The sequence below is a fragment of the Pseudomonas sp. BP01 genome, from assembly GCF_022760795.1.
Classification (GTDB): domain Bacteria; phylum Pseudomonadota; class Gammaproteobacteria; order Pseudomonadales; family Pseudomonadaceae; genus Aquipseudomonas; species Aquipseudomonas putida_Q.
In genome coordinates this window covers 21513-44039 of the sequence record NZ_JAFBKA010000015.1, presented here as the reverse complement: position 1 = coordinate 44039, position 22527 = coordinate 21513, and the positions used below count along the sequence as shown (strand labels likewise).

At 63.2% G+C, this 22527-nt stretch carries 19 protein-coding genes; 15 read left to right on the top strand and 4 right to left on the bottom strand.

Translation table 11 applies throughout. The features are described from left to right. The first annotated feature begins 3 nt into the window (after window positions 1-3). The 9 genes from murD (at window position 4) to lpxC (ending at window position 10452) form a co-directional block, all read left to right on the top strand. Window positions 4-1350, top strand: a complete 1347-nt coding sequence (murD, locus tag JOY50_RS15120; RefSeq protein WP_132842635.1) for a UDP-N-acetylmuramoyl-L-alanine--D-glutamate ligase — start codon at window positions 4-6, stop codon at window positions 1348-1350. Further along, entirely contained in the window at window positions 1347-2561 is a 1215-nt protein-coding gene (gene ftsW / locus JOY50_RS15115) for a putative lipid II flippase FtsW (RefSeq protein ID WP_016488963.1), read from the top strand. The genes murD and ftsW overlap by 4 nt, the downstream gene beginning before the upstream one ends. Further along, the gene (gene murG / locus JOY50_RS15110; protein WP_019471515.1) at window positions 2551-3630 is read left to right on the top strand and encodes an undecaprenyldiphospho-muramoylpentapeptide beta-N-acetylglucosaminyltransferase; all 1080 of its coding nucleotides are present in this window, start codon (window positions 2551-2553) and stop codon (window positions 3628-3630) included. Before ftsW ends, murG begins: the two co-directional genes overlap by 11 nt. Continuing rightward, window positions 3623-5071: a UDP-N-acetylmuramate--L-alanine ligase gene (gene murC / locus JOY50_RS15105; RefSeq protein ID WP_019471516.1), complete on the top strand. Its 1449-nt coding sequence runs from the start codon at window positions 3623-3625 to the stop codon at window positions 5069-5071. Before murG ends, murC begins: the two co-directional genes overlap by 8 nt. Further along, window positions 5068-6024, top strand: coding sequence for a D-alanine--D-alanine ligase (locus tag JOY50_RS15100; protein ID WP_019471517.1), 957 nt, complete (start codon window positions 5068-5070; stop codon window positions 6022-6024). Before murC ends, JOY50_RS15100 begins: the two co-directional genes overlap by 4 nt. Window positions 6025-6029: 5 nt before the next feature. Continuing rightward, on the top strand, window positions 6030-6899 hold the full coding sequence (locus JOY50_RS15095; protein ID WP_003251865.1) for a cell division protein FtsQ/DivIB: 870 nt from the start codon (window positions 6030-6032) through the stop codon (window positions 6897-6899). A 14-nt stretch (window positions 6900-6913) separates the two neighbouring features. Continuing rightward, window positions 6914-8176, top strand: coding sequence for a cell division protein FtsA (ftsA, locus tag JOY50_RS15090; RefSeq protein ID WP_016488959.1), 1263 nt, complete (start codon window positions 6914-6916; stop codon window positions 8174-8176). Window positions 8177-8231: 55 nt separating this feature from the next. After that, on the top strand, window positions 8232-9428 hold the full coding sequence (gene ftsZ / locus JOY50_RS15085; RefSeq protein ID WP_016488958.1) for a cell division protein FtsZ: 1197 nt from the start codon (window positions 8232-8234) through the stop codon (window positions 9426-9428). Window positions 9429-9540: 112 nt separating this feature from the next. Further along, window positions 9541-10452, top strand: a complete 912-nt coding sequence (lpxC, locus tag JOY50_RS15080) for a UDP-3-O-acyl-N-acetylglucosamine deacetylase (protein ID WP_016498054.1) — start codon at window positions 9541-9543, stop codon at window positions 10450-10452. Between the two features lie 52 nt (window positions 10453-10504). Here lpxC and JOY50_RS15075 read toward each other — a convergent pair whose 3' ends face one another. After that, entirely contained in the window at window positions 10505-10960 is a 456-nt protein-coding gene (locus JOY50_RS15075; protein WP_132842388.1) for a DUF721 domain-containing protein, read from the bottom strand. Between the two features lie 305 nt (window positions 10961-11265). On the opposite strand from JOY50_RS15075, the gene secA reads away from it, so the two are divergent. The 4 genes from secA (at window position 11266) to JOY50_RS15055 (ending at window position 17130) form a co-directional block, all read left to right on the top strand. Beyond that, a complete protein-coding gene (gene secA, locus JOY50_RS15070) occupies window positions 11266-14001 on the top strand; it encodes a preprotein translocase subunit SecA (RefSeq protein WP_019471520.1) in 2736 nt (911 codons plus the stop codon). Window positions 14002-14183: 182 nt separating this feature from the next. Further along, window positions 14184-15401: a bifunctional glutamate N-acetyltransferase/amino-acid acetyltransferase ArgJ gene (gene argJ, locus JOY50_RS15065; RefSeq protein ID WP_132842384.1), complete on the top strand. Its 1218-nt coding sequence runs from the start codon at window positions 14184-14186 to the stop codon at window positions 15399-15401. 155 nt (window positions 15402-15556) lie between these two features. After that, window positions 15557-16189, top strand: coding sequence for a glutathione S-transferase family protein (locus JOY50_RS15060; protein WP_132842382.1), 633 nt, complete (start codon window positions 15557-15559; stop codon window positions 16187-16189). After that, window positions 16186-17130, top strand: a complete 945-nt coding sequence (locus JOY50_RS15055; RefSeq protein WP_132842380.1) for a Nudix family hydrolase — start codon at window positions 16186-16188, stop codon at window positions 17128-17130. The genes JOY50_RS15060 and JOY50_RS15055 overlap by 4 nt, the downstream gene beginning before the upstream one ends. A gap of 129 nt (window positions 17131-17259) precedes the next feature. On the opposite strand, the gene JOY50_RS15050 is transcribed toward JOY50_RS15055, so the two are convergent. From JOY50_RS15050 to JOY50_RS15040, 3 genes are read right to left on the bottom strand one after another with little or no spacing between them, the layout of a single operon-like run. Next, complete coding sequence (locus JOY50_RS15050; protein ID WP_019471524.1) at window positions 17260-17826, bottom strand: cob(I)yrinic acid a,c-diamide adenosyltransferase; 567 nt, start codon at window positions 17824-17826, stop codon at window positions 17260-17262. A gap of 1 nt (window position 17827) precedes the next feature. Then, the gene (locus tag JOY50_RS15045; RefSeq protein WP_132842377.1) at window positions 17828-19852 is read right to left on the bottom strand and encodes an ATP-binding protein; all 2025 of its coding nucleotides are present in this window, start codon (window positions 19850-19852) and stop codon (window positions 17828-17830) included. A 38-nt stretch (window positions 19853-19890) separates the two neighbouring features. After that, window positions 19891-20808 carry a putative 2-dehydropantoate 2-reductase gene (locus tag JOY50_RS15040; protein WP_132842375.1) on the bottom strand — a complete coding sequence of 306 codons (918 nt, stop codon included), beginning with the start codon at window positions 20806-20808 and terminating at the stop codon, window positions 19891-19893. 100 nt (window positions 20809-20908) lie between these two features. Here JOY50_RS15040 and JOY50_RS15035 point away from each other — a divergent pair, with 100 nt between their 5' ends. Both JOY50_RS15035 and JOY50_RS15030 read left to right on the top strand, forming a co-directional pair. Further along, window positions 20909-21394 (top strand): YajQ family cyclic di-GMP-binding protein, encoded by a 486-nt coding sequence (locus JOY50_RS15035; protein WP_016395531.1) that lies wholly within the window; start codon window positions 20909-20911, stop codon window positions 21392-21394. Between the two features lie 114 nt (window positions 21395-21508). Then, window positions 21509-22351, top strand: a complete 843-nt coding sequence (locus tag JOY50_RS15030) for a mechanosensitive ion channel family protein (protein ID WP_019471528.1) — start codon at window positions 21509-21511, stop codon at window positions 22349-22351. Window positions 22352-22527: the final 176 nt, after the last annotated feature.

Below are 22527 nucleotides of genomic sequence, written 5' to 3'. Positions count from 1 at the left end.
AGTGTGTCTTTGATCGCTTCCGACCAATTCCGCATCGTTGTCGGCCTCGGCAAGAGCGGCATGTCCCTGGTTCGCTTCCTGGCGAGCCGGGGCATTGCCTTTGCGGTCGCCGACACCCGCGAGCAACCGCCGGAACTGGACACCCTGCGCCGTGATTACCCGCAGGTGGAAGTGCGCTGTGGTGAACTGGACGTGGACTTCCTGTGCCGCGCCAACGAGCTGTACGTGAGCCCCGGCCTGGCCTTGGCCACCCCGGCCCTGCAGCAGGCAGCCGCGCGTGGCGTGAAGCTGTCCGGTGATATCGAGCTGTTCGCCCACCACGCGAAGGCACCGATTGTTGCCATCAGCGGTTCCAACGCCAAGAGCACCGTCACCACGCTGGTCGGCGAAATGGCCGTCAAGGCAGGCAAGCGCGTGGCCGTGGGCGGCAACCTCGGTACCCCGGCGCTGGACTTGCTGGCTGATGATGTCGAGCTTTACGTGCTTGAGCTGTCCAGTTTCCAACTGGAAACCACCGACCAGCTGAACGCCGAAGTGGCCACCGTGCTTAACATCAGCGAAGACCACATGGACCGCTACAGCGGCCTGCCGGCCTATCACCTGGCCAAACACCGGATTTTCCGCGGTGCCCGCCAGGTGGTGGTCAACCGCCAGGACGCCCTGAGCCGGCCACTGCCGGTGGAAGGCCGTCCATGCTGGACTTTCGGCCTCAACCAACCCGACTTCAAGGCCTTTGGCCTGCGTGAAGTGGACGGTGAAAAGCACCTGGCGTTCGAGTTCCAGGCGCTGATGCCGGCGCGCGAGCTGAAGGTTCGCGGTGCCCACAACCAGAGCAACGCCCTGGCGGCGCTGGCCCTGGGGCATGCCGCCGGGCTGCCGTTCGCGCCCATGCTCGAAGCCCTGCGCGAGTTCGGTGGCCTGGCTCACCGTTGCCAGTGGGTACGCGAGCGTAATGGCGTGAACTGGTATGACGATTCCAAGGCCACCAATGTCGGTGCCGCCCTGGCTGCCATCGAAGGCCTGGGTGCCGATATCGAAGGCAAGCTGGTGCTGATCGCCGGTGGCGACGGCAAAGGTGCCGAATTCACTGCGCTGCGCGAGCCAGTCAAGCGGTTCTGCCGCGCCGTGGTATTGCTTGGCCGTGATGCCGAGCGCCTGGCCGAAGCGTTGGGTGATGACGTGCCGCTGGTACGGGTCAAGACACTCGACGACGCCGTGCAGCAGTGTGCCGAACTGGCCCAGGCCGGCGATGCGGTGCTGCTGTCGCCGGCGTGCGCCAGCCTCGACATGTTCAAGAACTTTGAAGAGCGCGGGCGCCTGTTTGCCCAGGCAGCGGGAGGTCTTGCATGATCTTCGGCATCTTCAAGCCCTACCCGTCGCCGCTGATCAGCGGTCGTGGCATCGACCTGGACTTCCCGATGCTCGCCGGCTGCCTGGCCTTGCTTGGCCTGGGCCTGGTGATGATCACCTCGGCGTCCTCGGAAGTGGCCGCGGTGCAGTCGGGCAACCCGCTTTACCACATGTTCCGCCACCTGGTTTACGTGTTCCTTGGCCTGGTTGCCTGCGGCGCGACCATGCTGGTGCCGATCGCCACCTGGCAGCGCATGGGCTTCATGATGCTGCTGGGCGCCTTCGGCCTGCTGGTGCTGGTGCTGGTGCCGGGTATCGGCCGCGAAGTGAACGGCTCCATGCGCTGGATCGGCTTCAGCTTCTTCAACGTCCAGCCTTCGGAAATCGCCAAGGTGTTCGTGGTCGTCTACCTGGCGGGTTACTTGGTGCGCCGGCAGACCGAAGTGCGCGAAACCTGGATGGGCTTCTTCAAGCCGTTCATCGTGCTGCTGCCCATGGCCGCCCTGCTGCTGATGGAGCCGGACTTCGGTGCCACCGTGGTGATGATGGGCGCGGCGGCGGCCATGCTGTTCCTCGGCGGGGTGGGGCTGTTCCGCTTCAGCCTCATGGTGGTGTTGGCGGTACTGGCGGTGTTTGTGCTGGTACAGGCGCAGCCCTACCGGATGGCGCGGCTCATCACCTTTACCGACCCATGGTCCGACCAGTTCGGCTCGGGCTACCAGCTGACCCAGGCACTGATCGCCTTCGGCCGCGGCGAGTGGCTGGGCGTTGGCCTGGGCAACAGCGTGCAGAAGCAGTTCTACCTGCCCGAAGCGCACACTGACTTCGTGTTCTCGGTACTGGCCGAAGAACTGGGCGTGGTTGGCTCGCTGCTGACCATTGCACTGTTCGTGTTCGTGACTGTGCGTGCCCTGTACATCGGCCTATGGGCCGAAAAAGCCAAGCAGTTCTTTGCCGCCTATGTGGCCTTCGGCCTGGCGTTCCTGTGGATCGGCCAGTTCCTGATCAACATCGGGGTGAACGTCGGCCTGCTGCCAACCAAGGGCCTGACCCTGCCGTTCCTTAGCTACGGGGGCAGTTCGCTGGTGATCTGCTGCGCCTGCGTGGGCCTGTTGCTGCGTATCGAGTGGGAGAGCCGCACGCATCTGGGTAGCGAGGAACATGAGTTCAGCGAAAGCGATTTTGCCGAGGAGACCAGTCATGGCCGCTGACGGCAAGAACATACTGATCATGGCGGGCGGCACCGGGGGCCACGTATTCCCGGCCCTGGCCTGCGCCCGTGAGTTCCAGGCGCGTGGTTTTACCGTGCACTGGCTGGGCACCCCGCGTGGCATCGAGAACGAGCTGGTGCCCCAGGCTGGCCTGCCACTGCACCTGATCCAGGTCAGCGGCCTGCGCGGCAAAGGCAAGCTGTCGCTGCTCAAGGCGCCGTTCACCCTGGTCAAGGCCGTGCTGCAGGCGCGACGCATCATTCGCCAGCTCAAACCGGTATGCGTACTGGGCTTTGGCGGCTACGTGACCGGCCCTGGCGGTGTGGCTGCGCGGCTGTGCGGCGTGCCGCTGGTGATCCATGAGCAGAACGCCCGTGCCGGTACCGCCAATCGGTTGCTGGTGCCACTGTCTGCGCGGGTCTGCGAAGCTTTCCCGAACACCTTCGAGGCGAGCGACAAGCGTCGTACCACCGGCAACCCGGTACGCCCGGAGCTGTTCATGGATGCACAACGCGCGCCCCTGGCCCAGCGCCGTGCGCGCCTGCTGGTGCTCGGTGGCAGCCTGGGTGCGGAACCATTGAACAAATTGTTGCCTAAGGCCCTGTCCGAAGTCCCTGCCGCGCTGCGGCCAGAGGTGTTCCACCAGGCCGGCAAGCAACACGCGCCAATCACCGCCGAGCGTTATCACGAGGTGGGCGTCGAGGCTCAGGTAGAGCCCTTCATCAAGGACATGGCCCAGGCCTATGGCTGGGCCGATATGGTGGTATGCCGGGCGGGTGCCCTGACTGTCAGCGAGCTGGCGGCAGCGGGCCTGCCTTCGCTGCTGGTGCCTTTGCCCCACGCCATCGACGACCACCAGACCCACAATGCCCAATATCTGGCCCGCGAAGGCGCTGCCTTCCTGATGCCACAAGCGACAACTGGCGCAGCGCAGCTCGCTGAACGCCTGAACGAGGTGCTGATGCAACCCGAGAAACTCAACGTCATGGCAGGCACCGCACGGCGCCTGGCCAAACCTGCTGCAACCAGCACCGTGGTCGATATCTGCCTGGAGGTGGCCCATGGTTGAGAGCCAGAAAGCCATGCCCCAGCCCAAGATGGGCCGTATCCGCCGTATTCACTTCGTCGGTATCGGCGGCGTGGGCATGTGCGGCATTGCCGAAGTGTTGCTGAACCTGGGCTATGAAGTGTCCGGCTCGGACCTGAAAGCCTCGCCGGTGACCGAGCGCCTGGAATCGTTCGGCGCCGAGATCTTCGTCGGCCACCGCGCCGAGAACGCCGCAACCGCTGACGTGCTGGTCGTGTCCAGTGCCATCAACCCGGCCAACCCGGAAGTGGCTACCGCCCTTGAGCGGCGGATTCCGGTGGTGCCGCGTGCCGAGATGCTCGCCGAGCTGATGCGCTACCGTCATGGCGTGGCCGTTGCTGGTACCCACGGCAAGACCACCACCACCAGCCTGCTGGCTTCGGTGTTCGCCGCCGGTGGCCTGGACCCGACCTTCGTCATCGGTGGCCGTCTGACTGCTGCCGGTACCAATGCCCAGCTGGGCACCAGCCGCTACCTGATCGCCGAAGCGGACGAGAGCGACGCCAGCTTCCTGCACCTGCAGCCAATGGTGGCCGTGGTCACCAATATCGACGCCGACCACATGGCGACCTACGAAGGTGACTTCAACAAGCTGAAGAAAACCTTCGTCGAGTTCCTGCACAACCTGCCGTTCTACGGCCTGGCCGTGATGTGCCTGGACGACCCGGTGGTGCGCGAGATCCTGCCGCAGGTGAAACGCCCGACCGTGACCTACGGCTTCAGCGAAGAGGCCGACATCCGCGCCATCAACGTGCGCCAGCAGGGCATGCAGACCCACTTCACCGTGCTGCGCCGTGACTGCGAGCCGCTGGAAGTGTCGGTGAACATGCCCGGTAACCACAACGTGCTCAACGCCCTGGCCACCATTGCCATCGCCACTGACGAAGGCATCACTGACGAGGCCATCGTCCAGGGCCTGTCGGGCTTCCAGGGTGTTGGCCGACGCTTCCAGGTGTACGGCGAACTGCCGGTCGAAGGCGGCAGCGTGATGCTGGTCGACGACTACGGCCACCACCCGACCGAAGTGGCTGCGGTGATCAAGGCCGTGCGCGGTGGCTGGCCTAGCCGCCGCCTGGTGATCGTCTACCAGCCGCACCGCTATAGCCGCACCCGCGACCTGTACGACGATTTCGTCCAGGTGCTGGGCGATGCAAACGTGCTGCTGCTGATGGAAGTCTACCCGGCTGGCGAAGAGCCGATCCCCGGTGCCGACAGCCGTCAGCTGTGCCACAGCATCCGCCAGCGCGGCAAACTGGACCCGATCTACATCGAGCGCGGCGCCGAGCTGGCGCCGCTGGTCAAGCCACTGCTGCGCGCTGGCGACATCCTGATCTGCCAGGGTGCCGGTGATGTCGGTGGCCTGGCCCCGCAGTTGATGAAAAGCCCGCTGTTCGCAGGCGCCAAGCAGGAGAAGTCGAAATGACCAGCGCCTACGAAAAGTTGCACTCGACCCTGGACGTCAAGGCGTTCGGCCGTGTCGCCGTGCTGTACGGTGGCAAGAGCGCCGAGCGTGAAGTGTCGCTGAAGTCCGGCGCTGCGGTGATCGACGCGCTGACCACTGCCGGCGTCGACGTAGTCGCCATCGACGTGGGAGATGACCTGCTCGAGCGCCTGCAAAGCGAGAAGATCGACCGTGCGTTCATCATCCTGCACGGCCGTGGCGGTGAAGATGGCAGCATGCAGGGCTTGCTGGAATGCCTGGGCATCCCCTACACCGGCAGTGGCATCCTTGCCTCGGCGCTGGCCATGGACAAGCTGCGTACCAAGCAGGTATGGCAGAGCCTGGGCATTCCGACCCCGCGCCACGCGGTATTGGCGAGCGAAAACGATTGTTTGTTGGCCAGTACGGAACTGGGCTTCCCGCTTATCGTCAAACCCGCCCATGAAGGCTCTAGCATCGGCATGGCCAAGGTGAACAGCGCCCAGGAACTGGTCGCCGCCTGGCAGGACGCCGCCAAATACGATTCCCAGGTACTGGTGGAGCAGTGGATTCACGGCCCGGAGTTCACCATCGCGGTCTTGCGCGGCCAGGTGCTGCCGCCGATCGCCCTGGGTACGCCGCACGTGTTCTACGACTACGACGCCAAGTACATCGCCAACGATACCCAGTACCGCATCCCGTGCGGCCTGGATAGCGTCAAGGAACAGGAACTGATCGACCTGACCGCACGCGCCTGTGATGCCATCGGCATCGAAGGCTGGGGGCGGCTGGACGTGATGCAGGACGAGCAGGGCCGGTTCTGGCTGCTCGAAGTCAACACCGCACCGGGCATGACTGATCATAGCCTGGTGCCCATGGCGGCCCGCGCGGCCGGCCTGGACTTCCAGCAACTGGTGCTGGCAATCCTGGCTGAAAGCGTGACGACCCGAGGTTAACAACCATGCAAGGCGCGATGATACGTCAGCAGCAACCCGTTACCGGCCGTAGCAAGCCGGTGCCGCGTGGTGCCAGCCGGCTGGTGGCCGACGAGCCCGTATCGGCGCGCCTGCCGCGGCCAAGCCTGGGAGGCCTCAAGCGCCTTCTGTGGCCGGTGCTGCTGGTGGCGGCCGGCTTTGGTGCCTACGAGGGCGCCATTCGCCTGATGCCCTATGCCGACCGGCCGATCACCAAGATCGACGTGCAGGGCGACCTGAGCTACATCAGCCAGCAGTCGGTGCAGCAGCGCATCGCCCCCTACGTGGCGGCGAGTTTCTTCAGCGTCGACCTGCCGGCGATGCGCGCGGAGCTCGAGCAGATGCCATGGATTGCCCACGCCGAAGTGCGCCGGGTGTGGCCTGACGAGGTGGTGATCCGCCTGGAAGAACAGCTGCCGGTGGCACGCTGGGGTGACGCAGCCCTGCTCAACAACCAGGGCCAGGCCTTCACGCCGCGCGAACTGGCTAACTATGAGCACCTGCCGCAGCTGGCGGGGCCGCAGCGTGCTCAGCAACAAGTCATGCAGCAGTATCAGGTATTGAGCCAGATGCTGCGCCCTCTGGGCTTTTCCATCGCTCGCCTGGAGCTGCGCGAGCGAGGCAGCTGGTTCCTGACTACCGGTGCGAGCAGCGCCGGGCCAGGTATCGAGCTGCTGTTGGGGCGCGACCATCTGGTGGAGAAGATGCGCCGTTTCATTGCCATTTACGACAAGACACTCAAAGACCAGATCACCACTATCGCCCGCATTGATCTGCGTTATTCCAACGGACTTGCCGTTGGTTGGCGGGAACCGATTGCACCGACGACGGCCCAACCCGCCGTTGCGAAGAATTAGAGAGAGGCAGGACCATGGCAAACGCGCATAGCGGCAAAATGATCGTCGGGCTGGACATTGGCACCTCCAAGGTGGTGGCGCTGGTGGGCGAAGTGGGCGAAGACGGCACCCTGGAAATCGTCGGGATCGGCACCCATCCGTCCCGCGGTCTGAAGAAAGGCGTGGTGGTGAACATCGAGTCCACCGTGCAGTCGATCCAGCGCGCCGTGGAAGAAGCGCAGCTGATGGCCGGCTGCCGTATCCACTCGGCCTTCGTCGGGGTAGCCGGCAACCACATCCGCAGCCTGAACTCCCACGGCATCGTCGCCATCCGCGACCGCGAGGTCAGCCTGGCCGACCTGGAACGTGTACTCGACGCCGCCCAGGCCGTGGCGATCCCGGCCGACCAGCGCGTGCTGCACACCCTGCCGCAAGACTACGTGATCGACAACCAGGAAGGCGTGCGCGAGCCACTGGGCATGTCCGGCGTGCGCCTGGAAGCCAAGGTCCATGTGGTCACTTGCGCAGTCAACGCGGCGCAGAACATCGAGAAATGCGTACGCCGCTGCGGCCTGGAAATCGACGACATCATCCTCGAGCAGCTGGCTTCGGCCTACTCGGTGCTGACCGACGATGAAAAAGAGCTGGGCGTGTGCCTGGTGGACATCGGTGGCGGCACTACCGACATCGCCATCTTCACCGAGGGCGCCATCCGTCACACCGCAGTCATCCCGATTGCCGGCGACCAGGTGACCAACGACATCGCCATGGCCCTGCGTACCCCTACCCAGTACGCCGAAGAAATCAAGATCCGCTACGCCTGCGCCCTGGCCAAACTGGCTGGCGCCGGCGAGACCATCAAGGTGCCGAGCGTGGGCGACCGCCCACCGCGCGAGCTGTCGCGCCAGGCCCTGGCCGAGGTGGTGGAGCCACGTTACGACGAGCTCTTCACCCTGATCCAGGCCGAGCTGCGCCGCAGCGGCTATGAGGACCTGGTGCCAGCCGGCATCGTCCTCACTGGCGGCACCGCGAAGATGGAAGGTGCCGTGGAACTGGCCGAGGAAATCTTCCACATGCCGGTACGCCTGGGCGTACCGCACAGCGTTCGCGGGCTGAGCGACGTGGTTCGCAACCCGATCTATTCCACCGGCGTGGGCTTGCTCACTTACGGTCTGCTGAAGCAGTCCGAAGACCTGATCCTGACCGGTAACACCAACAGCAGCAACAACAGCTATGGCGATGAACCGAAGGCCCCAGTGCTTGAGCGCTTCAAGAAGTGGGTCCAGGGCAACTTCTAAGTTTCAAAGCAGTAGTGGTAGGCGCAACAACTAGAGAACTGTAAGGAGAGGGAAAATGTTCGAGCTCGTAGACAACGTCCCGCAAAGTCCGGTCATCAAGGTGATCGGCGTTGGTGGTGGTGGCGGCAACGCCGTCAACCACATGGTCAAGAGCAGCATCGAAGGCGTGGAATTCATCTGCGCCAACACTGATGCTCAGGCGCTGAAAAGCATTGGCGCGCGCACCATCCTGCAATTGGGCACTGGTGTGACCAAGGGCCTGGGTGCCGGTGCCAATCCGGAAGTCGGCCGTCAGGCTGCGCTGGAAGACCGTGAGCGCATCGCTGAAGTGCTGCAGGGCACCAACATGGTGTTCATCACCACTGGCATGGGTGGCGGCACCGGTACCGGTGCAGCGCCGATCATTGCCGAAGTGGCCAAGGAAATGGGCATTCTCACCGTAGCCGTGGTGACCCGTCCGTTCCCGTTCGAAGGCCGCAAACGTATGCAGATCGCCGATGAAGGCATCCGCATGCTGGCTGAAAGCGTCGACTCGTTGATCACCATTCCCAACGAGAAACTGCTGACCATCCTGGGCAAGGATGCCAGCCTGCTGTCCGCCTTCGCCAAGGCCGACGATGTACTGGCCGGTGCCGTTCGCGGTATCTCCGACATCATCAAACGCCCTGGCATGATCAACGTCGACTTCGCCGACGTGCGTACCGTGATGGGTGAAATGGGCATGGCGATGATGGGTACTGGCTGTGCAAGCGGCCCGAACCGTGCGCGTGAAGCCACCGAGGCGGCGATCCGCAACCCGCTGCTGGAAGACGTCAACCTGCAGGGCGCCCGTGGCATCCTCGTGAACATCACCGCAGGCCCGGACCTGTCGCTGGGTGAATACTCCGATGTGGGTAGCATCATCGAAGCCTTCGCCTCTGACCACGCCATGGTCAAGGTCGGCACCGTGATCGACCCGGACATGCGCGACGAACTGCACGTGACCGTTGTGGCCACTGGCCTGGGTGCGCGTATCGAGAAGCCGGTCAAAGTGGTCGATAACACCCTGCAGACCGCCCAGCAGGCGTACGAAGCGTCCAACCCTGCACCGGTTCGCCAGGAGCAGCCAGCGGTCAACTACCGTGACCTGGAGCGCCCGACTGTCATGCGCAACCAGGCCCATGCAGGTGCTGCTGCAGCCGCTAAACTGAACCCTCAGGATGACCTGGACTACCTTGATATCCCGGCTTTCCTGCGTCGTCAGGCTGATTAATGGAATTTATCAGGGGTATAAAGGTGATTGGTATTCATCAAAGGTTGGGTCTGTTATCATCCCCAGCCTTTGTTGATACCTGTTCGCAATTTGCGCTGAAGCGGCCAATGCCATGATTAAACAACGCACCCTGAAGAATACCATCCGTGCCACAGGTATCGGTCTGCACTCTGGGGAGAAGGTATACCTGACCCTCAAGCCTGCACCTGTGGACACCGGCATCGTCTTCCGCCGCGCCGATCTCGACCCTGTGGTCGAAATCCCTGCGCGTGCGGCCAACGTCGGCGAGACAACCATGTCGACGACGCTGGTCAACGGTGACGTCAAGGTCGATACGGTCGAGCACCTGCTCTCCGCCATGGCGGGCCTGGGCATCGATAACGCCTACGTCGAGCTCTCCGCCTCGGAAGTGCCGATCATGGATGGCAGCGCCGGACCCTTTGTATTCCTGATTCAGTCTGCCGGCCTGGAAGAACAGGACGCAGCCAAGAAGTTCATCCGCATCCTGCGTGAGGTAACCGTGGAAGAGGGCGACAAGCGCGCCACGTTCCTGCCTTTCGAAGGGTTCAAGGTGAGCTTTGAGATCGACTTCGATCACCCGGTCCTCAAGGGCCAGACCCAGAGTGCGGTCGTCGACTTCTCCAGCACCTCGTTTGTGAAGGAAGTCAGCCGCGCGCGTACCTTCGGTTTCATGCGTGACATCGAGTACCTGCGCAAGCACAACCTTGCGCTGGGCGGCAGTGTCGAGAACGCCATCGTGGTCGACGAGACCGGTGTGCTTAACGCAGACGGCCTTCGTTCCGATGACGAATTCGTCAAGCACAAGATCCTCGACGCCATTGGCGACCTCTATCTGCTGGGCAACAGCCTGATCGGCGAGTTCAAGGGCTACAAGTCCGGCCACGCGCTGAACAACCAGCTGCTGCGCAAGCTGATTGCTGAAACCGATGCCTGGGAAGTGGTCACTTTCGAAGATGCCAGCACGGCACCGATCTCGTACATGCGCCCTGTTGCGGCCGTGTAAGTTCGAACACTCTCTCTAGTGTTGTATCAAGGCCACCTTCGGGTGGCCTTTTTTATGGCTTGTTCCTGGCGTGTGCGGCCAACCGCTCCAGCGCTGCGCGCAGCTTGGCGTCGGTGATGCCTTCGGCGGTGTCACGCAGGCTCTCGGCGGCGCTGTTCGACAGCTCTGCCGCATGCCCGCCCCGCTTGGCAGGTACCAGCGGTGGCTGCACCTTGTACAGGATGCGCCGAAGGTTGCCGAAGGCTTCCATGGCCTGCAATGCCGCCAGCAGGCGCTTCTGCTGGTAGCGCAGGCGGGTTGCCCAATGGCCGTCGGTCACCACCAGCAACAACGTGCCATCGCGCCATGACGCGACATGGCAGTGCTCGCGGGCAGCCGGTTGCAGCTGGCTTTCCAGCAGGCGCTGCAGGTGTTCCAGGCGCTCGGCCTGGTTCAGCAGCAGGCGCAGAGGGCGCACCTGGCGCAGCAATGCGGAGGGCGGCTGGGCAGGGGAGGGTTTATAGGCCATTGGGTACGCATGAGGTTACAAGAGCAGCAGTTTAACACCTCTGCCGCCTGTACCGCCGCGAAGAGGGCGGTGCAGGCAAGATAAGACTAGTTCTCGATAGCTTTCATGTTGCCAAGGCTTGAACTCAGGGAAAATGCCCCTATCTAAGACAGGCCCCTGCCAAAACGCTGTAATAGCATCGTGGAAATCCACCACTTTCCTCACCATCGTTTCCGGGTAGAATGCTCGTTCGCATGCGGCCTCAGGGCTGCACGGGCGACTCATGGGGCCGCCCTCCATCCCTACGTGTGGAAGATCCTGCCGATATGTTTGCGCCTTTGTTAAAAAAACTTTTTGGAAGCAAGAACGAGCGTGAAGTGAAACGCATGCTCAAGACGGTGAGTATCGTCAATGCCTTCGAAGAGAAAATGGTGGCCCTCTCCGACGAGCAACTGCGGGGCAAGACCGCAGAGTTCAAGGAGCGCCTGGCCAAAGGCGAGACGCTGGACCAATTGCTGCCTGAAGCCTTCGCCGTGGCCCGAGAGGCCGGCAAGCGCGTAATGGGCATGCGCCACTTCGATGTGCAGCTGATCGGTGGCATGACCCTGCACGAGGGTATGATCGCAGAAATGCGTACCGGTGAAGGCAAGACCTTGGTCGGTACCTTGGCCGTGTACCTCAACGCACTGTCCGGCAAGGGCGTGCACGTGGTCACCGTCAACGACTACCTGGCCCGCCGTGACGCCAACTGGATGCGCCCGCTGTACGAGTTCCTCGGCCTGTCGGTCGGTATCGTTTCGGCCTTCCAGCCGCCGGAAGAAAAGCGCGCCGCCTATGCGTCCGACATTACCTACGGCACCAACAACGAATTCGGTTTCGACTACCTGCGCGACAACATGGCGTTCAGCCAGGAAGAGAAGTTCCAGCGTGAACTCAACTTCTCGGTAATCGACGAAGTCGACTCCATCCTCATCGATGAAGCGCGTACCCCGCTGATCATTTCCGGCCAGGCTGAAGACAGCTCCAAGCTGTACATCGAGATCAACCGCCTGATCCCGCGCCTGACCCAGCACATCGAAGAAGTCGAAGGCCAGGTTACCCAGGAAGGCCACTTCACCATCGACGAGAAGAGCCGCCAGGTCGAGCTCAACGAGGCCGGTCACCAGTTCATCGAAGAAATGCTTACCCAGGCCGGCCTGCTGGCCGAGGGCGAGAGCCTGTATTCCGCGCATAACCTGGGCCTGCTGACCCACGTTTACGCTGGTCTGCGCGCGCACAAGCTGTTCCACCGCAACGTCGAGTACATCGTCCAGGACGGCCAGGTCCTGCTGATTGACGAGCATACCGGCCGTACCATGCCGGGCCGTCGCCTGTCCGAGGGCCTGCACCAGGCCATCGAGGCAAAAGAAAACCTGAATATCCAGGCCGAGAGCCAGACCCTGGCTTCGACCACCTTCCAGAACTACTTCCGCCTGTACACCAAGCTGTCCGGCATGACCGGTACCGCCGACACCGAAGCGTTCGAGTTCCAGTCCATCTACGGCCTGAACGTGATGGTGATCCCGCCGAACAAGCCGCTGGCACGTAAAGACTTCAACGACCTGGTGTACCTGACCGCCGACGAGAAATACGCCGCAATCATCGCCGACATCAAGGAAAGCATGACCCATGGCCGCCCGGTGCTGGTGGGTACTGCCACCATCGAAACCTCCGAGCACATGTCGAACCTGCTGCTCAAGGAAGGTATCGAGCACAAGGTACTGAACGCCAAGTACCACGAGAAAGAAGCCGAGATCATCGCACAGGCCGGTGCCCCGGGCGCACTGACCATCGCCACCAACATGGCCGGCCGTGGTACCGACATCCTGTTGGGCGGTAACTGGGAAGCCGAAGTGGCCACCCTGGAAAACCCCACCGCCGAACAGATCGCCCAGATCAAGTCCGACTGGCAGAAGCGTCACCAGCAAGTGATCGAGTCGGGCGGCTTGCACGTGATCGCTTCCGAGCGCCACGAGTCGCGCCGTATCGACAACCAGCTGCGTGGCCGTTCGGGCCGTCAGGGTGATCCGGGCTCCAGCCGCTTCTACCTGTCGCTGGAAGACAGCCTGATGCGCATCTTCGCCTCTGACCGGGTGAAGAACTTCATGAAGGCACTGGGCATGCAGTCCGGCGAGGCCATCGAGCACCGCATGGTCACCAACGCCATCGAGAAGGCCCAGCGCAAGGTCGAAGGCCGCAACTTCGATATCCGCAAGCAATTGCTCGAATACGACGACGTGGCCAACGAACAGCGCAAGGTGATCTACCACATGCGCAACAGCCTGCTGGCCGCCGAGAATATCGGCGACACCATCGTCGAATTCCGCAAGGAAGTACTGGACGCTACCATCAGCCAGCACATCCCGCCGCAGTCGCTGCCCGAGCAGTGGGACGTGGTCGGCCTTGAAGCTGCATTGGCCAGCGATTTCGCCATGAAACTGCCGATCCAGCAGTGGCTCGACGAGGACGATCACCTCTACGAGGAGACCCTGCGCGAGAAGCTGCTGAACGAAATCACCACCGCCTACACCGAGAAGGAAGACCAGGCCGGTATCGACGCCCTGCGCACCTTCGAGAAGCAGATCCTGCTGCGCGTGCTGGACGACCTGTGGAAAGACCACCTGTCGACCATGGACCACCTGCGCCACGGTATTCACCTGCGTGGCTATGCGCAGAAGAACCCGAAGCAGGAGTACAAGCGCGAGTCGTTCAGCCTGTTCCAGGAGCTGCTCGAGTCGATCAAGCGCGACACCATCCGCGTGCTGTCGCACGTTCAGGTTCGCCGCGAAGATCCGATCGAAGAGGAAGCACGCCTGCGCCGCGAGGCCGAGGAACTGGCCAGCCGCATGCAGTTCCAGCATGCCCCTGCCCCGGGCCTGGAAAGCGAGCAACTGAGCGAGGAGGGCGCTGAAGTGGCGGTCGCCGCAGCGCCGGTGCGCAACGACCAGAAGCTGGGCCGCAACGAACCGTGCTGGTGTGGTTCGGGCAAGAAGTTCAAGCATTGCCACGGGCAGATCGAGTGATCTGACCTGACATTTGTAAAAAGCCTGGGGCCGCTTTGCGGCCCTTTCGCGACACAAGGCCGCTGCTACAGGTACCGCGCTCGTCCATGGATGGGCGCGGTCCTTGTGGGAGCGGCCTTGTGTCGCGATGGGGCGCGAAGCGGCCCCTTTTCGAAATCAATCGTTTTTCTAGGAGCGCTCTAATGGCTGTTGGTCTTGGTCCTTTGCCTACCCTGCACCCGGTTCCGGGTTTTGAACTCGGCATCGCTTCTGCCGGCATCAAGCGCCCGGGGCGCAAGGATGTTGTGGTCATGCGCTGCGCCGAAGGCTCCAGCGTGGCTGGCGTGTTCACCCTCAACGCATTCTGCGCAGCGCCGGTGATCCTGTCCAAGCAGCGTGTACAGGGCACCGTGCGCTACCTGCTGACCAACACCGGTAACGCCAACGCAGGCACCGGCGCGCCAGGCCTGGCCGCCGCCGAACGTACCTGCGCCAAGCTGGCCGAGCTGGCTGGCGTGCCGGCCGAGTCTGTACTGCCGTTCTCTACCGGCGTGATCGGCGAGCCACTGCCGGTCGAGAAGATCGAAGGGGCACTGCAGGCCGCACTCGACAACCTGTCGGAAAACCACTGGGCTGAAGCCGCCACCGGCATCATGACCACCGACACCCTGCCCAAGGGTGCCAGCCGTCAGTTCCAGCATGATGGCGTGACTGTTACCGTCACTGGCATCAGCAAGGGTGCAGGCATGATCCGCCCGAACATGGCCACCATGCTCGGCTACATCGCTACCGACGCCAAGGTTGCCCCGGCGGTACTCAAGGACCTGATGCTGGACGGCGCCAACAAGTCGTTCAACCGCATCACCATTGATGGCGACACTTCGACCAACGACTGCTGCATGTTGATTGCCACCGGCAAGGCCAACCTGCCGGAAGTGACCGAAGCCAGCGGCGCGCTGTTCGAAGCGCTGAAAAAGGCTGTGTTCGAAGTGTGCATGGAAGTGGCCCAGGCCATCGTCCGGGACGGCGAAGGCGCGACCAAGTTCGTGACCGTGCAGGTCAACGGTGGTGGCAACCACCAGGAATGCCTGGACGTCGGCTATGCCGTGGCCCACTCGCCACTGATCAAGACCGCACTGTTCGCCTCCGACCCGAACTGGGGCCGTATTCTGGCCGCCGTTGGCCGTGCTGGTGTGCCAGAGCTGGATGTGAGCCTGATCGACGTGTACCTGGACAGCGTGTGCATCGCCAGCAAAGGCGGCCGCAACCCGAGCTACACCGAAGCGCAGGGTTCGGCAGTGATGGCTCAGGAAGAGATCACCATCCGTATCGAACTGGGCCGTGGCCAGTGCAGCGAAACCATCTGGACCACCGACCTGTCCCACGAGTACGTGAAGATCAACGCCGAGTACCGTACCTGATCTACTGATCCGAAGGCCTCTTCGCGGGCACGCCCGCTCCCACAGGTGTTGCAATGCCTGCAGGAGCGGTGCGGTCCCTGTAGGAGCGGGCTTGCCCGCGAAAGGCCGCGCAGCGGCCTGCGGGTTTTGCAATACAAACCTGATGGAGCCGAACCATGAGCTATCACCTGATCATCGGCGACAAGCTGTACTCCTCCTGGTCGCTGCGTGGCGCCCTGGCCCTCGAGCTGGCTGGCGTGCCCTACGAAGAAACCCTGATCAAGCTGAACCAGCCTGATACCCGCCAGCGCATCCTCGCTTTTTCCTCCACTGGCAAGGTGCCACTGCTCAAGAGCGAGCACGGTGTGATCGCCGATTCTCTGGCCATCGCCGAATACCTGAACGAACGGCACCCCGAGGCCCAGCTGTGGCCTGCCGATGCAGCTGCCCGCGCCCAGGCCCGTTCGGCTTGCGCGCAGATGCATAGCGGTTTCTTCGCCCTGCGCGGTGCCATGCCGTTCGACCTGTCGCGTGACCAGGCCCTGGACAATGTGCCGCTGGACGTGCAGGTCGATATCGACCGTATCGTCGCGTTGTGGTCCGAATGCCGCGTGGTGGCCAAGGACAGCGGCCCGTTCCTGTTCGGCAAGCCGAGCCTGGCCGATGCCTTCTTCGCTCCTGTGGCCGTGCGCTTGCGCACCTACCGCGTGGAAGTGCCGGCAGAGGCGGCAGCCTACATCGAAACCATTTATCAGTGGCCAGCCTTCCAGGCGTGGCAGCAGGCCGGCCTGGCGGAGCGTGAAGGGTGAAACGGATACATGTTGTAGCGGCGGTCATTCGCGGTACTGATGGCCGCATTCTTATTGCACGCAGGGCCGATACCCAGCACCAGGGCGGCCTGTGGGAGTTTCCCGGCGGCAAGCTGGAAGAGGGCGAAGGCGTTGAAGCGGCGCTTGCCCGCGAGCTGCGCGAGGAGCTGGGCATCGAGGTGACCCGCTCGCGTGCGCTGATCAAGGTCAGCCATGACTACCCGGACAAACAAGTGCTGCTGGACGTGCGCGAAGTCGAAGCGTTCACGGGCGAACCTCATGGCGTAGAAGGGCAGCCGTTGGAGTGGGTGGCCCCGCGTGATCTGTCGCAGTACGCATTTCCTGAAGCCAACAAACCCATCGTTGCTGCGGCGCGGCTGCCAGACCAGTACCTGATTACCCCGGACGGCCTGGAAGTGCCGCAGATGCTCAAGGGCATCCAGAAGGCGGTGGCCAACGGTACTCGCCTGATCCAGTTGCGGGCGCCGGACATGTACGACCCCAAGTACCGTGATGTGGCGGTGGATGCAGTCGGGTTGTGTGGGGGCAAGGCGCAACTGATGCTCAAGGGGCCGCTGGAATGGCTGGGTGATTTCCCGTCCGCCGGCTGGCACCTGACGGCCGCGCAACTGCGCAAGTACGCTGCCAAGGGCCGGCCGTTCCCCAAGGAGCGCTGGCTGGCGGCGTCCTGCCACTGCGCCGAGGAGCTGGCGCTTGCTGAACAGATGGGGGTGGACTTTGTCACCTTGTCGCCTGTGCAGGCGACCCAGACTCACCCCGAGGCGGTGCCGTTGGGATGGGATGAGGCGCAGCGGTTGATTGCCGGGTTCAACAAGCCGGTTTACCTGCTGGGTGGGGTAGGGCCTGATCAGCGCGAGCAAGCCTGGGAAGTGGGGGCACAGGGTGTTGCCGGGATCCGGGCGTTCTGGCCCGAGGCCTGAGTAAGGGGGCCGCTTTGCGGCCCATCGCCGGCAAGCCAGCTCCCACAGGTTTAGCGTTGCCTTCGGGTTGATGATGAACCTGTGGGAGCTGGCTTGCCGGCGATGGGCTGCAAAGCAGCCCCGGTAATATCAGCCCTCTGGCTTTGGCGCAGGCTGCCACAACACCTCAGCTACCCCTTGGCGGCGCCCGATGATCCGCGCCGCCACGAACAATAGATCGGAAAGCCGGTTGATATACGCCAACCCAACGCCTTCCAATGGCTCCACGGCATTCAACTGCTGGCACCGCCGCTCCGCACTGCGCGCCAGGCTGCGGCACACATGCGCCTGCGCCACCAGCGCCGAACCACTGGGCAAGATGAAGTTCTTCAACGGCCCCAGCTCTTCGTTCCACACATCGATGGCCGCCTCCAGGCGCTCCACCTCTGCCAGGGTCAACGCCTGGTAGCTCGGCATCGCCAGCTCACCGCCCAGGTCGAACAAACGGTGCTGACACGGCACCAGCACGGCGCTCACCTCGCCCAGACCTTGCTCGTCCAGCCCCGCCAGCAGCAGGCCCAACTGGCTGTTCAGGCTGTCCACCTCGCCAATCGCCTCGATCCGTGGGTGGTCCTTGGGCACCCGGCGTCCGTCGCCCAGGCCGGTTTCGCCCTTGTCGCCGGTGCGTGTGTAGATCTTCGACAGGCGGTAGCCCATATCACTTCTCCGTGTTGGCCGGCGTCGCCGGCTGGCCGAGGGGCAGGCGCAAGGTAAAACAGGTGCCCTGGCCGGGCGTGGACTGCACTTCCATCTGCCCCTTGTGGTTGTTGGTGATGATGAAATACGAAACCGACAGGCCCAGGCCGGTGCCCTGGCCGATTTCCTTGGTGGTGAAGAACGGCTCGAAGGTGCGTTTGCGCACCGCCTCGGGCATACCAACGCCATTGTCCTCGACCTGGATTTCTGCCCATGGCGGGTTCAGCCGGGTGCGCAGGGTAATGCGCCCGGGCTCACTGGGCTGTGGCCGCACGTGGATGGCCTGAGCCGCGTTTTTAAGCAGGTTGAGCAGTACCTGTTCCAGTTCGTTGGCGGTGCAGGGTACCGGGCCCAGTTCAGGGTCGAACTGGCGCACGATGGCCTGGCCCTTGAAGTCGAAGCCGATGGCCAGGTCAAAGTCATTGCCGGCAATTTCCACCGCCTGGTCGATCAGCGACGGCAGGTCGCAGGGTGCCAACTGGCGGTTGCTGCGGCGGCTGAAGCTGAGCATGTGAGTGACGATCTTCGCTGCCCTGGCACCCGCCTGCTGAATGCCATCAAGCAACTGTGGCACCTCGCGGCTGTCCAGGTAGCGATTGACCGTGGCCAGGTCGATGCCCAGCTCTTCGGCCTGCTCCTGGTTGCGCGGTAGCTCGGGCGACAGGCGCCGGCGGATGTTCTGCACGTTGTGCAAGATGGCGCCCAGCGGGTTGTTGATCTCGTGGGCCATGCCCGCCGCCAGGCCTCCGACCGAGAGCATCTTCTCGGATTGCACCATCATCTCTTCCAGCGACAGGCGCTGGGTTATGTCGTCGATGCGGATGACCACGCCACGCCCACCGCCGCCGGTCAGCGGGTAGAAAGTCAGGGCGTAGTGGCGCAGGTCATCGCCCTTGGCCCATGTGACCCGCTCGATCTTCGCTACCCGGTGCTTTTCCACGGTTTCCTTCAACTGCGGCAAGAACGGCTTGAGCGGCTCGAAGGCGATGAACACCGGCTGGTTCAGCGCTTCGTCCAGTGGCGTACCGGAAAGCACCGTGGCTTCGTGGTTCCACTGGGTCACGTAAAGCTGTTCGTCGAGGGCGATCAGCGCCGAGGGCATCGAGTCGATGATGCTGTTGAGATAGTTCTGGAAGCCTGTGAGTTTTTTCTCGATCTTGCTGCGCACCTGCACTTCCAGCTCAAGCTTGCGGTTGGTATGGCGGGTTTCCTCGGCCAGACCCTGGGCCTGGTCGTAGGCGCTCTGGAATTCGTCCCGCGCGCGTTTCAGCTGCTGCTCGCGGCCTTCGATACGCGAGAGCATGGTGTTGAAGGCTTCGGCCAGGCTGCCGATTTCGTCGTCATTGCCGCGCTTGGCGCGCAAGGCATAGCTCTCTTCACGGGTAACCTGGCGGCTGAGCTCTTCGAGTTGGTTGATCGGCTGGGTGATCAGGCGCTTTATTTGCCGGGCGACCACAATCCACAGCAGGATGCTGAACACCAGGATGCCCATGCTGGCGCTCAGGGTGCCGGTGTAGAACGCCGTGGGCAGCTCGCTGCTGGCCACCAGCAGCAGGTGCGCCGGCGGGTTGGCGTCGCGCGGTATGCGGATCAGCTGGGTGCTGCGAAACTCCATCAGGCGCCAGCCGTCGATGTTGCGAAAACGCTTGGGCAGGGCCAGCGGCTCGCCATGCTGCAATTGCGCCAGCATACGCCCATCGCCGCCGTAGACGGCGGCGGCGCGCAGCGGCGTGTAGCTGTCCAGTTCCTTGAGCAGGGCGCTGGCGGTTTCAGGGGTGTCACCGGCGCGGGCCGCAAGCTGCGGGTTGGCCACCAGCCGGCCGATGGTCTGCAGTGCCTGCGGCGCCATGCTTTCCTGGGTGATCCAGTAGGCGGCGCTGATGAAGGTGAGGTTGGCCACCAGCAGGATGGTCACCAGCAATACCAGCAGGGCTGCCAGCAGCTTCTGCCCGACCGGGAGGTTTTCCAGGCGTTGGCGCAAGGTCATGGGCTAGGCAATGTCCGTATCCGGTTGAAAGGGCCGCGTCAGTCGCAGGGCAAGCCACGCATGCGCAAGTTATCGACCAGGCGCTGCAGCAAGTGTTCCAGCTGTGGCAGTTGCAGGCCGTGGCGCCCGGCCGCCCGGCAGGCATGGCCGAGCAGGTAGTGCACCTCGGTGCGTCGGCCCGCGCGCACGTCCTGGTACATGGAAGAGTAGTTGGCTGCAGTGGCAAGGATCACCCGCTGCACTTCTTCGCTCAGCTCATCTGCCGCTTCCGGCTGGCCGCAGCGCCGCAGCAACTGGACCAGTTCGGCGCACAGCGCATCGACTTCACCCAGGTGCCCAAGCAACCCGCCGTTCCGGCATTCGTGCAGAACGGTCAGCGGGTTGATGGCGCAGTTGAGCGCCAGCTTGCGCCATAGGCGGGTGAGGATATCGACCGTCCATTCGGCAGGGATGCCGGCTTCGTGCAGGTCATCGAACCAGGCGGGGATTGTCGGGTTGCGTGGGTCGCCCAGCCAGTTGAATCCGTGGCCGGCAAACTGCACCTGCCAGTCCCCCTCGCGAAAGGCCCCTTCGGTGCTGGAGGCGAAGATGCAGCGTGCGTGGGGCACCAGGTCGGCCACTTCGTCCTGGCTGCCCAGGCCGTTCTGCAGCAACAGTACCTCGGCACCCTCGGCCAGCCGCGGCGCCACGCTGGCAATGGCCGGGGCGGCATCGTACGCCTTGCACGCCACCAGCAGGCGGTGGATGGGGCCCTGCACCTGTGCGGTTTCGGCCGGGATGGCGTAGTGGCGGGGCTGGTCTTGCTCGACCAGGGTCAGGCCGCCGGCCTGCTGATAAGCCTGCAGCCGTTGCCCGTCACGCAGGATCAGGCGCACCGCCTTGCCTGCGCGCGCCAGGCGGCAAGCCCACAGGCTGCCGAGGCTGCCGGCGCCGAGAATATGCCAGGTGCTGCTCATATGCGTTTCGCAACCCGTTATAATGAGTCCGCATTTTAACCGTCTAACTCAGCGTGCTCCATCTTCAGACCGAGCGCGCTTTATTTTTTGGAGAACAACCATGCCTTCGTTCGACGTGGTATCGGAACTGGACAAGCACGAAGTGCAGAACGCCGTTGATAACGCCATCAAGGAACTTGATCGGCGTTACGACCTGAAAGGCAAGGGCACCTTCGAGTTCAAGGAAAAAGATCAGACCGTTCTGCTGACCGCCGAGGAAGAGTTCCAGCTCGAAGCGATGCTGGAAATCCTGCGCCTTGCACTGGTCAAGCGCAAGATCGACGTGAAATGCCTGGAAACCAAGGACCCGTACCCCTCCGGCAAGGAAAAGAAGCAGGAAGCCAAGTTCCGCGAAGGCATTGACAAGGACCTGGCGAAGAAGATCGTTGCCGCCATCAAGGATGGCAAGCTGAAAGTACAGGCCGCCATCCAGGGCGAGCAGGTGCGGGTAACCGGCAAGAAGCGTGACGACCTGCAGGAAGCCATTGCCCTGCTGCGCACCAAGGAATTCGACATGCCGCTGCAGTTCAACAACTTCCGCGACTGATGCAGTTGCGGCCCGGAACCCCGATGGCCCAATGATGTCCATGGGGGCCGGGGCTGTGCGAATGCGCACAGCCTGTTCTACCGTGTACTTGCCGCTCGGCATCAGGAGATGAATATGGATTTGAACGCTGAAGTCGATCAGCTCGTCCGCCAATCCCAGACCTGGGTCCCCTTGATCATGGAGTACGGCAGCCGCGTGCTGCTGGCACTGCTGACCCTGGCGGTCGGCTGGTGGATCATCAACAAGGTCAGCGCCCGCCTCGGCAAGCTGGTTGGCCTGCGCAACGCCGACCTGGCGCTGCAGGGTTTTATCAGTACCCTGGCGAACATCGTGCTGAAGGTGCTGCTGATGGTCAGCGTGGCCTCGATGATCGGCATCGAGACCACCTCGTTCGTTGCCGCCATCGGTGCCGCAGGCCTGGCCATCGGCCTGGCCTTGCAGGGCAGCCTGGCGAATTTCGCCGGTGGTGTGCTGATCTTGATGTTCCGCCCGTTCCGTATCGGTGACTGGATCGAGGCGCAGGGCGTTGCTGGCACCGTCGACAGCATCCAGATCTTCCACACCGTGCTGCGCACCGGTGACAACAAGACTGTGATCATGCCTAACGGCAGCCTGTCCAACGGCATCATCACCAACACCAACCGCCAGCCGACGCGCAAGGTGGTGTTCGATGTGGGGGTGGACTACGAGGCCGACCTGCAGAAGGCCCGCAACGTGCTGCTGGAGCTGGCCAAGGACCCGCGTGTCCTGCCAGACCCGGCACCGCAGGCGGTAGTGGCGACGCTGGGCGACAGCTCGATTACCGTATCGCTGCGCTTGTGGACCAAGACGTCCGATTACTGGGACGTGATGTTCATGCTCAACGAGCATGCGCGTGACCGGTTGAAGGCCGAAGGGATCGACATTCCGTTTCCACAGCGGGTGATCCGTGTGGTGCAGGAGACTGCCGCGCAGTAATACCGCTTTGTCATCGACCGGGGCCGCTTCGCGCCCCTTCGCGGGCTTGCCCGCTCCCACAAAGATTCCGCAATCCGTGTGGGAGCGGGCAAGCCCGCGAAGGGGCGCGCAGCGGCCCTAGTTTTTACACTTGTTCACAGCAATTGCTCGGCTTTTCTGGCATATACCCTGGCCCC

Coding starts and splice junctions, on each gene's coding strand:
- ftsW (WP_016488963.1), top strand. CDS start 1,347: ATGATCTTCGGCATCTTCAAGCCCTACCCGTCGCCGCTGATCAGCGGT.
- murG (WP_019471515.1), top strand. CDS start 2,551: ATGGCCGCTGACGGCAAGAACATACTGATCATGGCGGGCGGCACCGGG.
- murC (WP_019471516.1), top strand. CDS start 3,623: ATGGTTGAGAGCCAGAAAGCCATGCCCCAGCCCAAGATGGGCCGTATC.
- JOY50_RS15100 (WP_019471517.1), top strand. CDS start 5,068: ATGACCAGCGCCTACGAAAAGTTGCACTCGACCCTGGACGTCAAGGCG.
- JOY50_RS15095 (WP_003251865.1), top strand. CDS start 6,030: ATGCAAGGCGCGATGATACGTCAGCAGCAACCCGTTACCGGCCGTAGC.
- ftsA (WP_016488959.1), top strand. CDS start 6,914: ATGGCAAACGCGCATAGCGGCAAAATGATCGTCGGGCTGGACATTGGC.
- ftsZ (WP_016488958.1), top strand. CDS start 8,232: ATGTTCGAGCTCGTAGACAACGTCCCGCAAAGTCCGGTCATCAAGGTG.
- lpxC (WP_016498054.1), top strand. CDS start 9,541: ATGATTAAACAACGCACCCTGAAGAATACCATCCGTGCCACAGGTATC.
- JOY50_RS15075 (WP_132842388.1), bottom strand. CDS start 10,960: ATGGCCTATAAACCCTCCCCTGCCCAGCCGCCCTCCGCATTGCTGCGC.
- secA (WP_019471520.1), top strand. CDS start 11,266: ATGTTTGCGCCTTTGTTAAAAAAACTTTTTGGAAGCAAGAACGAGCGT.
- argJ (WP_132842384.1), top strand. CDS start 14,184: ATGGCTGTTGGTCTTGGTCCTTTGCCTACCCTGCACCCGGTTCCGGGT.
- JOY50_RS15060 (WP_132842382.1), top strand. CDS start 15,557: ATGAGCTATCACCTGATCATCGGCGACAAGCTGTACTCCTCCTGGTCG.
- JOY50_RS15050 (WP_019471524.1), bottom strand. CDS start 17,826: ATGGGCTACCGCCTGTCGAAGATCTACACACGCACCGGCGACAAGGGC.
- JOY50_RS15045 (WP_132842377.1), bottom strand. CDS start 19,852: ATGACCTTGCGCCAACGCCTGGAAAACCTCCCGGTCGGGCAGAAGCTG.
- JOY50_RS15040 (WP_132842375.1), bottom strand. CDS start 20,808: ATGAGCAGCACCTGGCATATTCTCGGCGCCGGCAGCCTCGGCAGCCTG.
- JOY50_RS15035 (WP_016395531.1), top strand. CDS start 20,909: ATGCCTTCGTTCGACGTGGTATCGGAACTGGACAAGCACGAAGTGCAG.
- JOY50_RS15030 (WP_019471528.1), top strand. CDS start 21,509: ATGGATTTGAACGCTGAAGTCGATCAGCTCGTCCGCCAATCCCAGACC.